The sequence below is a fragment of the Clostridium lundense DSM 17049 genome (assembly GCF_000619945.1).
Lineage (GTDB): Bacteria > Bacillota > Clostridia > Clostridiales > Clostridiaceae > Clostridium_AO > Clostridium_AO lundense.
The window spans coordinates 291900-304603 of record NZ_JHVC01000002.1; the positions used below are offsets into that span (position 1 = coordinate 291900).

Consider the following 12704-nt stretch of genomic DNA (forward strand, 5'->3'; position numbering starts at 1 on the left):
ATAAATAATTAAAAGTGCTGTTTCAAAATTTTATTTTGGAACAGCACTTTTGTTATTGAAATAGCTTAATTTTTATTTCTAGTTCCATTTTCAGCATATTGTTTACTGGAATTTCCTCTATTCATATAACCGTTTTTAGCGTTTCTACTATTATTAGTTGAAGACTCTGCAGCTTGATTTATGGTTTTCATAGTTTTTTTAACTGACATAAATATTCCTCCTAGATTTTAATTCTAATAGAATTTCTATATTATTATTCCGTATATAAGATTTATTTATTCCTAGGATATTATCTTTAACATTGCTTGCTACGGCATTACCAAGAATTTCTTCATATTATTAGATATTAAAATAAAATGGAAATTAAATATTTAATTTCATAAGAATATAAAACTAAATTGTGCAGAGTATATGTTATATAAAGAAAATTTTATGGCATGGAGCAGAAAAGTGATATGAGAATAGGATTAGTAAGACATTTTAAAGTAAATTTAAAGAGAAAAAGTTTTATGACTTCAGAGGAGTATAATCAATATAGTGCTGAATATGATATAGCAGAGGTTTTAGAAAATGAGATTGTTATAGATAAAGAATGGGATAAATGCTATTGTAGTAGTTTGCCAAGAGCTGCTTATACAGCAAAAACCATATATCACGGACCAATTATTAAAACAGATAAATTAAGAGAAATCTCTGCAGCAGCTTGGATAAAAACTAATATACCATTACCATATCAACTTTGGTCACTATTAAATAGGGTAGCATGGATTAGAAATAGTATCTCTCAACCAGAGGGAAGAAGGGCTAGTTTGAAGAGAATTAATGAAATTGTTGATGAAATATTAAAACAAGAAGATAAAAATATACTTATTGTAAGCCATGCTGGTACAATGTATGAAATAAGAAAGATACTTATTAAAAAAGGATTTGAAGGAGAGTGGTTTTTAAAGCCTAAGAATGGAAGACTATATATTTTAAAAAGATAAAAATTATAAATAACTAAAATATAAGTAAAAGTGAGAATCACTCACTTTTACTTAAGATATAGATTCAATTTTGCATATCTCTGTACACATGTTACTACAATTACTACATATTTCATCACAACATTCTAAATGAATCAATACATCTGAATTTTGAATTCTTTTTTCGATACTATTTTCTATATTATCACATATTTTATGTGCCATCTTAACTGACATGCTTTCTGGAACTACTAAGTGTAAATCAATATATTTTGAATTACCAGCTCTTCGGGTTCTTAAATTATGAAAGTTACAGTATAGAGAATCATGTAAAGATATTTCTTCTTTTATAATATTAATTTCTTCATCTGATAATTTAATATCTAATAAAGGATTAAAAGCTTCTTTTAATAAATCTATAGCTTCTTTTAAAATAAAGATTGCTACAATTATTGCAACAATAGGATCTAAAAAGTTTAATTTAGTTATCCATATAAGGGACAATCCTATTCCAACTCCTAAAGAGGTATACACATCTGCCTTTAAATGAAGAGCATCTGCTTCCAAAGCAATAGAATCTACTTCTTTTGCTACTTTATAGAGTTTTTTAGAAACTATAAAATTTATAGCTGCAGCAACAAACATTACTACAAATCCAAGACCGATAGACTCAACTTCTTGTGGATGAAGTATCTTTTTTATGGCCTCAAAGATTATCCACATTGAAGCTATGAATATAAGTAAGGCTTCTATAACCCCAGATATATTTTCAACTTTTCCGTGTCCATAAGGATGATCTTCATCGGCAGGTTTGTCCGATAATTTAACTGAAAAATAAGCAATAAAGGATGCTATTAAATCCATAGTTGAGTGTATGGCTTCAGAGATAATACTAACAGAGCCAGTAAAAAATCCTACTATAAGTTTTAGCACTATTAAGCAAGTGTTAGAGAGTATGGATAGCCTTGCCACTTTTATTTTAGCATTCATTTTTTATACCTCGCTTTTATCATTTGATAATAAAACACTCATATAATATCTCAAAAATACAGTAATGTCAACAGTTTTATACGAATATTGGTATCAATTGATAATGAAATTCGTTATTGGTATTTAATGTGAAAGCGCTTTTGTGTGAATAAGGAAAAGTGTAAGAAATAGTATTAGAGAATAGATCTAAATATTAAGTAGAAAATAGATATACAAGCAACGGATAGTTTTAAAACAATTTTATAAAAAGGAGATAAGATATGAAAAAACATAAGATATTATTAATTATTGGTTGTATTATTTGTACTATAGGATTTAACTGCCCTAAAAGTATTATAATGAATTGTAAAAGTATAAGTGTAAACAATATGCTAAATTTAAAAGGAAGTAATGATAAAAATATAATGAAATTTAACAGTGTAGATAATATAGACTTATCTGAGGTCACATATTTTATTTCGGAAAGTACTAGAGATCCAAGACTCAATGAAGCTATTGCTAAAGCATACAATTTGGAAAAGGGTAAACACAATATTAGGTACTATTTTAATAGAGTTCAACTTAATAATGATATGGAACCAGAAACTTTTGTTTATTTTATAGGATCAGAACTTTGTGGAACGGGTGGATGTAGTGCAGCGATTTTTTCTTGTAAAAATGGGGAGTATGAGTTGCTTTCAAAATTTACATTAGTTAATAATCCAATATTAATAACTAATAATTTTACTAATGGATATCGAGATATTATAATGTTTGTTTCAGGTGGAGGAATAGAAGACTCCTATAGAATTATGAAATTTGATGGAAGCAGGTATCCTGAAAATCCATCCATTCAACCTAAAGTGAAGCCAGGAACAAAGTTAATAGGTCCAGCTATAATTGCAGATGATATCACGAAAAATTTAGGAATAGAATTTTAGATAACTATAAATTTACAAGTGTTTTATGGAAGTATAATTTTGAAAGATAAAAAATTAATAGTTATTGTTTTCTCTACAATAAAATTTATTTTGAATTATTATTAGGAGTTATGATAAACTTATGTCTAAAATAAAGAAATTGTGAGATTAAAAATTAGGAGGAAAATATGATCAAAATATGGGGGAAATTAATTAATAATAATAAAATCATAAAGGATGAAGTAGCTATATCTGATATTGATGGAGATTATCAAGAAAATTTAAAGATTTGTATTACAGAGCTGTGTAACAGGTTTGATATCCCTAAACCATATTGGTTACCAAGTAATATGGATGAATTTAATAAAAGAGGGAAAACATCTTTTGATGAAGATAATTTTATAGAAGAATTAAATTTTGATAAGTTTACTATAGAAGAGTTAGAAGTAGAAGAATAGTATTTTTCATTTTATATATAATAAGTATACATAAAGATGTCTTTGCAAATAATAAAAATAAAATAGAGTTGTTTTCTACAAAGAAATGGAGGACTTAACATGTATACTGGAATAGTTAAGTGGTTTAATAATGAAAAGGGGTATGGATTTATTTCAGCTAATGATGGAAATGATGTATTTGTACATCATTCTCAAGTTAAGGAAAAGGGACATAATAAAGATTTGCATGAAGGACAACAGGTAACTTTTGATGTAGTAGAGAGAGAGAAAGGACTACAGGCTATAAATGTTCAGAAAGTAGAATAATAGTAAAAATTTAAAGCCATATGTGAATTAAGTTTACATATGGTTTTTTATTTGTTTAAAATTATAAGAAATATTTAGTATTTTGTTAACATGTATGAATTTTAAAATATGATATAATTTAAATTGGCTAGTATTAATTTTAAGTAGACAATTTGAAAAAATATATGATCTTCATTAGGAGGAATACTATGGAATTGGAAATGTTTGATTTTATAGAAAAATCAGGAAAATACTTAGAAAATTGCAGAGATGAGTTGGAAATTGCTTGTAATAATATAGAATTATATTTTCAAGAAATATTATTATCAAATAATGAAGGATATTTAAATATAAATTCAAGAATAAAATCGATTTCAAGCTTAGAAGAAAAGATACTTAGAAATAACTACTATAAAAAATATAAATGTCCAGAGGAACTTTTTTCAAATCTTTCTGATTTAATTGGGGTTAGAATTGAATGCAGATTCATTGAAGATGAGAATAAAATATATAAGATGTTAAAAAAACATTTTGATAAAGTAGATTCAAAAGGGTACTATTATAATTTAGAAAAGGATACTATAAAATTAAAGTTAAGTGAAAAACAGCCACAGAATCAGAAAAATGGATTTAAAATATTTAGAATTGATGGAGTGTATGAAAGTACTAATAAAACCATAAATTTTGAATTGCAAATTAAGTCGCTAGTAAATATATTTTGGGGAGAAATTGAGCATAAAATAATATATAAAAACAATAGCTATATTCTTGTAGATGAATTTTTTAAGGATATGATGAGTTCTATTAAGAAGAATCTTTCTATGATAGATAACCAACTTTTAATTATGTATAATCAAGCTAATAAATTAAATACTATTGACCCAATTATTAGAAAGGCTCAGTTGGAATCTGTAGTTTCAAAAATAATTTATGATATATTTTCTGTAAAGATGAAAAAGAGTATAGGATTTATTGTGGACTTTAGAAAGTCTTGCGATGCTATAATGAAGTATATTTTTCATACAAATAATACTGAAAATATACAGGACTATAACAAAGCTCTATTAAATATATTATCTAGAATAAATGATATAGGAAAAAATCCAATGGATTTCAATAATGAAATAAAGTTTGAAAAAGAAGTTTATTTTGATGATAACTTTAGCGATATTATTGGAAGCAATATATTGGAATTAATAAATAAGGATTTCCAATGGAATATATTTTTTAGAATATTATTTGAAATAGAACTTGGAAATAATACTGAAGATTTTCAAGCTTACATAAAATTTATTAGAAGTAGGTTTTATTATAATGATTGTTTCCTAGAATTATATAAATTATTTAAATCAGAGGAAGCAGAAATAATAATAAATACTTTAATGGAAAACGTGGCTTATAGTTTTAAGGATGTGGATTCCATAGGCTTTATATATGATTGTAACATAGAGAAAATAAAAGATGGTATAGAGGATATAGTAAAATTAATATGTGCAAATATCAATTCGTTTGAGGAATGGGATAAATTCAAGAATATTTACTTAGAGCTACTAAAATTAAAAGTATTATCAGTATTTCATTGTAATGTTAAAGTAGATAAAGTAAAGGATTATATGAAGAAGATTAAGCAATATCCAAATACTAAGATAGAAATAAGGACAAGCATTCTAGAATGTTTAGACAAGTTAGAAACATCCGATGAAATTGAGGCTAAAGAAGTAATAAAAATATTTAAGATTTAATTCAGGGGACAGTTCTCAATTTAGTTATCAAAGCGTTGTATTGATAACTAAATTGAGAACTGTCCCCTATTTTTGAAATAAAAAATTTTATAATATAGCTTAAGATAATAAAAATGATATATACTATATAATGATAAAATTTATTTGTATAGGAGAGAATAGGATGAATTATACACTAATTGCCACATCAACTTTTGGCCTGGAAAAGGTAGTAGCAAATGAATTAAAAGAATTAGGATATGAGGATTTAACTATAGAAAACGGTAAGGTAACCTTTGAAGGGGATGAAATGGACATAGTTACTTGTAATATGTGGCTTAGAACGGCAGATAGGGTGCTTATAAAAATGGCAGAGTTTAAAGCTGAGAGTTTTGAGGAACTATTTCAGGGAACATTAGCAGTAAATTGGGGAGACATTATACCTATAACAGGTTTTATGCATATAGTTGGAAAGTCCGTTAAATCAAAACTTTTTAGTGTTCCAGACTGTCAATCTATAGTAAAAAAAGCTGTAGTTGAAGCTATGAAAAGAAAGTATAGAAGGGACGTATTTCCTGAAAGTGGGGCTGAGTATAAAATAGAAGTTGGGATACTTAAGGATATAGTAACTTTAACACTTGATACAACAGGTCCAGGTTTACATAAAAGAGGGTACAGGGAAATGGCAGGAGTAGCCCCAATGAAGGAAACTTTGGCCGCTGCCCTTGTACTTTTAAGCAAATGGGAGCCATCAAGAACACTTGCTGACCCTTTCTGTGGATCAGGAACAATTGCAATTGAAGCCGCTATGATAGGTAAAAATATAGCGCCAGGACTTAATAGAAGTTTCGTATCTGAACAATGGGATATAATTTCCCAAGATTTATGGGAGGATATAAGAAGATATGCTAAGAATTCTATTAATGACAAGGAATTTAGAATAATGGCTTCAGATATTAATGGAAGAGTGTTACAGACTGCAAGGCAGAATGCCAAAAAGGCAGGAGTAGAGGAGTATATCGCTTTTCAAAAGCTTGATGTAAAAGACTTTTCTTCTAAGAAAAAGTATGGATTTATTATAACAAACCCTCCTTACGGTGAAAGAATTGGAGAACTAAAAGAAGTTGAATGTTTATATAGGACTATGGGGGAAGTGTTCCAAAATTTAAATGATTGGTCATACTTTGTAATAACATCTCACCCGGAATTTGAAAAGTGTTTTGGTAAAAAGGCTGATAAAAATAGAAAGCTTTATAATGGAAGACTAAAGTGTTACTATTATCAGTATTTTGGAAAAGGTCCAGAAAAAAAGAAAACATATTATGAGAAAGTATGATAAAAATATATGAGGTAAAAGAGATATGAAAGAATGGAATTTCAAGTATTTGAATTTAAGTGAAGAAATATTAAAAGCTTTAGAAAAATTAGGATATGAAAAACCATCAGAGGTACAAAAAAAAGTTATTCCTGTTGCCTTTGAAGATAAGGATATTATAGTAAAGTCACAAACTGGTAGTGGAAAGACAGCTACTTTTGCTATTCCTATCTGTGAAAAGATAGAGATTGAACAAAGGGAGCCACAGGCATTAATACTTACACCAACTAGAGAATTAGCAGTGCAAGTAAAAGAGGATATTTCTAATATTGGAAGGTTTAAAAAGATAAGATGTGCTGCTGTTTTTGGTAAACAACCTATGACTACTCAGGTAAGAGAATTAAAACAAAGAGTTCATGTTGTAGTTGGTACACCAGGAAGAACTTTGGATCATATAGAAAGAGGCAATGTAAACTTAGGAGAGATAAAGTATCTTATTATAGATGAAGCAGATAAAATGTTAGATATGGGTTTTATTGATCAAGTTGAGGCTATTATAAAAACTTTGCCAGGCAATAGAGTAACTATGTTATTTTCTGCAACTATGCCTAATGAAATCGAAAAATTATGTGATAAATATATGGTTAATCCAATGAAAATAGAGATTAGTGGTAAAAGTTTAACTACGGAAAAAATTCATCAAGTATATTATGAGGTTGAAGAGAATAAAAAATTTAGTCTTCTAAATAAGATAATTTATTCTGAGACACCAGATAGTTGTATAATATTCTGTGATACTAAGGAACAGGTTGATGTAGTGGCTAAAAGTATGGCGGATAAAGGTTATTCTTGTAGTGGATTGCATGGGGGCATGGAGCAAAAGGATAGATTAGATACCATGGAAAGATTTAAAAGAGGGGAATTTCAATTTTTAGTAGCAACTGATGTAGCAGCTAGGGGAATTCATATAGATGATATAACTCATGTTATAAATTATGATGTTCCTATGGAAAAGGAAAGTTATGTTCATAGAATTGGAAGAACTGGACGTGCAGGAAATGAAGGAATGGCTATAACTTTTGTATCGCCTAGGGAATTGAAATTTTTAAATCAAATTCAGGAATACATAGGATATAACATACCTCAAAGGGAAGGCCCAACAGAAGCGCAAGTTGAAGAAGGTAGAAAGACTTTTGAGAAAGAAATTAAGTTTAGGTCTAAGAAAAAAGTTACCAAAGACATAGAATTAAATAAGGAAATCACAAAATTATATATTAGTGCTGGAAAGAAGAAAAAGGTAAGACCTGGAGATATACTTGGAGCAATTGCAAGTATTGAAGGGGTCAGTGGAGAGGATATTGGAATTATTGATGTACAAGATAACTTTTCATATGTTGATATATTAAGTGGAAAGGGAAAGTTAGTTTTTGAAAAACTTCAGAATATGACGATAAAAGGGAAAAAAGTAAGGGTGGAGAAAGCAGAAAAATAAGCATTATTTTATGCAGGATACAGTTGAAAAAATAATAGCATTTGCTATTGATTATTTTATATAAAGATGTTATTATGAATAAGTAGTTGTAATTAAGCAGCTGCAGAGTAAAAGATTTAATATGATGAACAACATTCCCTTCTTTTAGGAAAGTAATGTGAATCGGATTTTAAATCTTAATTATAAAAGGAGGAATGTTGAAATGGCAGATAAGACATTAGTTTGTAAAGATTGCGGAAAAGAATTCATATTCACTGAAGGAGAACAGGCGTTCTACAAAGAAAAAGGATTCGAAAATGAACCACAGAGATGTGCTGATTGCAGAAGAGCAAGAAAGCAACAGAACAACAATAGAGGATTCAGAAGATAGTATAATTTTGTACTATATGCCCTATAAGAAGAAATTCTTATAGGGTTTTTTGTTTTTTGATTTAGCTAGTTAGTAGGTTAGTAGGGACAGTTCTCAACTATTAGTATTAGAAATATAACAGTAATAATAGGAGATGATAGGCAGTAAAGGTAAGGTAACGGGGACAGTTCTCAGTTATTGATGATATTTGAATATGGGACGGTAGTTTTGGCAATAATATTAGCTAAAAACTTAAAAGGAGAGATTGCATGCCAAGAACCGCACGCATTAAAAATAATAACTGTATTTTTCACATAATGGTAAGAAGTATAAGTGAGATTTCCTTATATAAGGAGGATGAAGATAAGGATAAATACTTAGACTTGATAAAAAGATATAAGAATATATTTGGATTTAAACTATATGGATATTGCTTGATGAGCAATCATGGTCATTTAATAATAGATGTAAATGGATCAGATATCTCTAGAATAATGCATTGTATAAATCAGTGTTATGCTCAATACTTCAATAAAAAATATAAAAGGCGAGGTCATGTTTTCCAAGATAGATTTAAAAGTAAAATAGTAAAAGATAATAGATATTTAATTACACTATCAGCATATATCCATAATAACCCTTTAGATATAAAAAAATATGAGAAGTGTCCTGAAAACTATAAGTATTCAACATTAGGCATATATCTAGGCATTAAAAGAGATATACTCGAAATAGTAGAAGAAGATTTTATAATGCAAATGTTTCATGAAAATGTGAAAAAGGCAAGAGAAAAGTATATTAAATTAGTCTATAAATGTGATGACAAGTTTATAAAGTCTGATGTAGAATTTAAAAATGAAAAAAGTGAATATAGAAGTGAAAGGGCTATATTGGCACGTAACCACAGCCCCCAAGAGATAATAAATTTTGTAACAGAATATACAGGAATTGAAAAAAGAAAGATACATTTTAAAAATTTAAGGGAAGCAACAGAAAGTAGAGCGTTAAGTGTACTATTAATGAGATATTATTGCAATTATACTTATAAGGATATATGTAAAGTTATAGGAAATGTAACTTTATCAACAGTTTCAAGGTTATGCTCTATTGCCGTTGATGCTATTTATGGTAGTGAAAAGTATGCTGATATGATAGATAATTTTTTGGAAAGTCAAGGTGCATAAAAAACGCATAAAAGAATCATGTGAATATTTAACAAATAAAGCGATATAAAAGAAAATTTTTTGGAAAAATAAAACATAAAAATTTAATAATTAAATGGACAAGCTATCCTACATTTGATTTTATCACACTAAATGGGTTAGCTATTTTTATTATATATAGAATATAAAAGATAATATACAAAATTTGTAGAAAAATATACTAATTTATTAAGATTTAAAACAATAAAGAACTGTCCCTTATTGACAGAAGAAAATGTAGATGTTAAAATCAATTTGTATGAACGATGTAAGAAATATATAAATTAATATTCGTATTGTAACGAAAAATCAGAAATAATATATAGAAAATTGATATGATATGAAGGAGGATACAAATGAAAAGAAAGTTGTCTTATGTTTTAATTATTCCAGGATTGTCTATTATATTATTTTTTTTAATTATGCCTCTTATAAATACAATTTTTCCGACATTTTTAGCAAATGAGAGTTTCAGTTTGGAAAAATACAGTAAATTTTTTAATGATAAGTATTTTATGCAAATTTTTAATAGAACCTTTAGGATATCTTTAATATCTTCTTTTGTATGTATGATGTTAGGTGTACCAGTTGCTTACTTCATTTCAAGAAGTTCAAAGAAGGCAAGGGGATTATTAATAGCATGCACTGTATTTCCTATGCTAACCAATTCTGTTGTTAGATCTTTTGCATGGATGAACATTTTAGGAAAGAATGGTTTGATAAATAAAATATTAATGGATTTTAATATTATAGAACAACCATATAAACTTCTTTATACAGAATTTGCAATCATAGTAGGATCTGTGTATTTGTTTTTGCCATTAATGATCGTATCCCTAGTTGGAGTTATGGAAAATATAGATAATGATTTGTTGGAAGCTGCAGAAAGTCTTGGAGCTAACAGATTAAAGGCTTTCTTTAAGATTATATTTCCTTTAAGTATTCCTGGCCTTATAGTTGGAACAGTACTTGTATTTACAGGAGCTCTAACTGCTTATACTACACCACAACTTCTTGGTGGAAATTCAAATATGGTTCTAGCTACCTTGATTTATCAAAAAACTATGAGCCTTGGAGATTGGAATGGGGCAGCAGTAGTATCCACTGTAATGATATTAACAACTCTTTTAGTAATAGGTACTATAAATAAATTAGCATCAAGACTAAATGAAAGAGGTGTATAGTATGAAAAAAAGCAAGTTTTTATTAGTTTTTTCTATATTAGTGTACATATTTTTATTTGCACCATTAATTATAATTGGTGTAACAGCTTTTGGGGGAGAAAGTTATATAGCATTTCCACCAAAAAGCTTTAGTATAAAATGGTTTGTTAATATATTTAATTCAGAAACTTTTATGGCTACACTAAAAACTAGTATGGAGATATCACTTATTGCAACAGTTTGTGCGTTGATTTTAGGAGTGCCTGCTGCTTATACATTAAGCAGATTCAATTTTAAAGGAAAGAGTATTTTAAAAAATTTCTTTTTTTCTCCAGTCATTATACCTGGAATTGTAGTAGGATTTTCACTGTTTCAGTTTATGATAATAAAACTAAAATTGCCTATATATATAAGTTTATTAATAGGACATACCATAGTCATTATTCCATATATCATTAGAGTTATAGGATCAAGCCTTGAAGGATTTGATTATGCAATAGAAGAAGCTGCCATGAGTTTGGGTGCAGGAAAAGTTGAAACCTTTTTTAAAGTTGTATTTCCTAACATTACTTCTGGAGTTATTGCAGCTTTTATGTTAGCTTTTATTAACTCATTTAACAATGTTCCGGTATCAATATTTTTAACAGGACCTGGTATCAGCACATTGCCTATAAGCATGATGAACTATGTAGAATATAATTACGATCCTACAGTATCTGCTCTTTCGGTTTTATTAATGATTATGACTATAATTGTAATGTTTATAGTAGAAAAAACTTTAGGATTAAGCTATTTTTCAAAGTAATATTTGGAGGTAATACTATGGAATTAATTAATTTAAAAGATATAACTGTTTCTTATGATGGAAAAAATAATATTTTACAAAATTTAAATTTAAAAGTAGAGAAAGGACAACTAGTTTCACTTCTTGGACCAAGTGGATGTGGAAAGACTACCACACTTAGGGTTGTAGCTGGATTTATAGAACCAAATTCAGGACAATTTATTTTTGATAATACGGACTATACAAAAATACCTGTACATAAAAGAAACTTTGGACTAGTTTTCCAAAGTTATGCATTATTTCCCCATTTAAATGTTTTTGATAATGTAGCCTTTGGATTAAAGATGAGAAAAGTAGATAAAAAATCTATTGAAGAGAATGTAAATAGAATTTTAGAAGTAGTAGATATGAAGAATTTCGCAAAACGATATCCAAAGGAACTCTCAGGAGGACAAAGACAGAGAGTAGCTATAGCAAGATCTTTAGTTATACAGCCTAATTTATTACTTTTGGACGAGCCTTTAAGTAATCTGGATGCAAAATTAAGATTAAAAATGAGGGTTGAAATAAGAAAGTTACAACAAGAATTAGGTATAACAACTTTATTCGTTACACATGATCAGGAAGAATGTTTTTCTATATCAGATAAAGTAGCGGTTATGAATAAAGGAGTAATTGAACAATTTGATGCTCCTGAAAATATATATTCAAATCCAGCTACGGAATTTGTTGCTAGATTTGTAGGGTTTGAAAACTTTATAGACTTAAATCCTTTAGGGGATAAAAGCTATCAAGGAATGGGTGGCAGCAAATTTAAAGTTGAATGTGAAGCGAAAAGGAATGAAAACATAAAGGGAACTATTAGACCAGATGATATACAAATCCTTCAAGAAAATAAAGATGAAAACACAATAGATGGTGTTATCGAAATAAGAACTTATTTAGGAAAGGCTTATCAATATAATGTAAAAACAGAAATTGGTACTTTAGTTTTAAATGAGACAAATGATGTAGTTTATAAACAGGGAGATAAGGTAAAGCTTTATCTACCATCAAATAAAATAATTTTAGTTTAAATTTA

At 28.1% G+C, this 12704-nt stretch carries 14 protein-coding genes; 12 read left to right on the top strand and 2 right to left on the bottom strand.

Translation table 11 applies throughout. The features are described from left to right. Positions 1-65: 65 nt before the first annotated feature. Positions 66-209, bottom strand: a complete 144-nt coding sequence (locus T514_RS26915) for a hypothetical protein (RefSeq protein WP_169735799.1) — start codon at positions 207-209, stop codon at positions 66-68. Between the two features lie 228 nt (positions 210-437). Here T514_RS26915 and T514_RS0105190 point away from each other — a divergent pair, with 228 nt between their 5' ends. Then, positions 438-986, top strand: coding sequence for a histidine phosphatase family protein (locus tag T514_RS0105190; protein WP_084284306.1), 549 nt, complete (start codon positions 438-440; stop codon positions 984-986). Between the two features lie 51 nt (positions 987-1037). Here the strand turns inward: T514_RS0105190 and T514_RS0105195 are convergent, their stop codons facing one another. After that, positions 1038-1955 (bottom strand): cation diffusion facilitator family transporter, encoded by a 918-nt coding sequence (locus tag T514_RS0105195; protein ID WP_027623823.1) that lies wholly within the window; start codon positions 1953-1955, stop codon positions 1038-1040. 260 nt (positions 1956-2215) lie between these two features. On the opposite strand from T514_RS0105195, the gene T514_RS27250 reads away from it, so the two are divergent. From T514_RS27250 to T514_RS0105250, 11 genes are all read left to right on the top strand, one after another. Further along, positions 2216-2875: a hypothetical protein gene (locus tag T514_RS27250; RefSeq protein ID WP_027623824.1), complete on the top strand. Its 660-nt coding sequence runs from the start codon at positions 2216-2218 to the stop codon at positions 2873-2875. A 167-nt stretch (positions 2876-3042) separates the two neighbouring features. Next, positions 3043-3312: a hypothetical protein gene (locus T514_RS0105205; RefSeq protein ID WP_027623825.1), complete on the top strand. Its 270-nt coding sequence runs from the start codon at positions 3043-3045 to the stop codon at positions 3310-3312. A 99-nt stretch (positions 3313-3411) separates the two neighbouring features. Continuing rightward, complete coding sequence (locus T514_RS0105210) at positions 3412-3618, top strand: cold-shock protein (RefSeq protein ID WP_027623826.1); 207 nt, start codon at positions 3412-3414, stop codon at positions 3616-3618. A gap of 188 nt (positions 3619-3806) precedes the next feature. Continuing rightward, positions 3807-5339, top strand: a complete 1533-nt coding sequence (locus T514_RS23815) for a GTP pyrophosphokinase (RefSeq protein WP_051541782.1) — start codon at positions 3807-3809, stop codon at positions 5337-5339. A 163-nt stretch (positions 5340-5502) separates the two neighbouring features. Continuing rightward, positions 5503-6654, top strand: a complete 1152-nt coding sequence (locus tag T514_RS0105220) for a THUMP domain-containing class I SAM-dependent RNA methyltransferase (protein WP_027623827.1) — start codon at positions 5503-5505, stop codon at positions 6652-6654. Positions 6655-6679: 25 nt separating this feature from the next. Further along, on the top strand, positions 6680-8125 hold the full coding sequence (locus tag T514_RS0105225; RefSeq protein WP_027623828.1) for a DEAD/DEAH box helicase: 1446 nt from the start codon (positions 6680-6682) through the stop codon (positions 8123-8125). 202 nt (positions 8126-8327) lie between these two features. Further along, entirely contained in the window at positions 8328-8495 is a 168-nt protein-coding gene (locus T514_RS0105230; RefSeq protein ID WP_027623829.1) for a zinc-ribbon domain-containing protein, read from the top strand. Positions 8496-8743: 248 nt separating this feature from the next. Further along, positions 8744-9658, top strand: a complete 915-nt coding sequence (locus T514_RS0105235) for a transposase (protein ID WP_027623830.1) — start codon at positions 8744-8746, stop codon at positions 9656-9658. Between the two features lie 374 nt (positions 9659-10032). Further along, a complete protein-coding gene (locus tag T514_RS0105240) occupies positions 10033-10860 on the top strand; it encodes an ABC transporter permease (RefSeq protein WP_027623831.1) in 828 nt (275 codons plus the stop codon). A gap of 1 nt (position 10861) precedes the next feature. Next, positions 10862-11644: an ABC transporter permease gene (locus T514_RS0105245; RefSeq protein ID WP_027623832.1), complete on the top strand. Its 783-nt coding sequence runs from the start codon at positions 10862-10864 to the stop codon at positions 11642-11644. Between the two features lie 17 nt (positions 11645-11661). Beyond that, positions 11662-12699, top strand: coding sequence for an ABC transporter ATP-binding protein (locus T514_RS0105250; protein ID WP_027623833.1), 1038 nt, complete (start codon positions 11662-11664; stop codon positions 12697-12699). The last annotated feature ends 5 nt before the right edge of the window (positions 12700-12704 follow it).

Excerpts from the sequence above, each read along its gene's own strand:
- T514_RS26915 (WP_169735799.1), bottom strand. The coding sequence starts at position 209 with ATGTCAGTTAAAAAAACTATGAAAACCATAAATCAAGCTGCAGAGTCT.
- T514_RS0105190 (WP_084284306.1), top strand. The coding sequence starts at position 438 with ATGGAGCAGAAAAGTGATATGAGAATAGGATTAGTAAGACATTTTAAA.
- T514_RS0105195 (WP_027623823.1), bottom strand. The coding sequence starts at position 1,955 with ATGAATGCTAAAATAAAAGTGGCAAGGCTATCCATACTCTCTAACACT.
- T514_RS27250 (WP_027623824.1), top strand. The coding sequence starts at position 2,216 with ATGAAAAAACATAAGATATTATTAATTATTGGTTGTATTATTTGTACT.
- T514_RS0105205 (WP_027623825.1), top strand. The coding sequence starts at position 3,043 with ATGATCAAAATATGGGGGAAATTAATTAATAATAATAAAATCATAAAG.
- T514_RS0105210 (WP_027623826.1), top strand. The coding sequence starts at position 3,412 with ATGTATACTGGAATAGTTAAGTGGTTTAATAATGAAAAGGGGTATGGA.
- T514_RS23815 (WP_051541782.1), top strand. The coding sequence starts at position 3,807 with ATGGAATTGGAAATGTTTGATTTTATAGAAAAATCAGGAAAATACTTA.
- T514_RS0105220 (WP_027623827.1), top strand. The coding sequence starts at position 5,503 with ATGAATTATACACTAATTGCCACATCAACTTTTGGCCTGGAAAAGGTA.
- T514_RS0105225 (WP_027623828.1), top strand. The coding sequence starts at position 6,680 with ATGAAAGAATGGAATTTCAAGTATTTGAATTTAAGTGAAGAAATATTA.
- T514_RS0105230 (WP_027623829.1), top strand. The coding sequence starts at position 8,328 with ATGGCAGATAAGACATTAGTTTGTAAAGATTGCGGAAAAGAATTCATA.
- T514_RS0105235 (WP_027623830.1), top strand. The coding sequence starts at position 8,744 with ATGCCAAGAACCGCACGCATTAAAAATAATAACTGTATTTTTCACATA.
- T514_RS0105240 (WP_027623831.1), top strand. The coding sequence starts at position 10,033 with ATGAAAAGAAAGTTGTCTTATGTTTTAATTATTCCAGGATTGTCTATT.
- T514_RS0105245 (WP_027623832.1), top strand. The coding sequence starts at position 10,862 with ATGAAAAAAAGCAAGTTTTTATTAGTTTTTTCTATATTAGTGTACATA.
- T514_RS0105250 (WP_027623833.1), top strand. The coding sequence starts at position 11,662 with ATGGAATTAATTAATTTAAAAGATATAACTGTTTCTTATGATGGAAAA.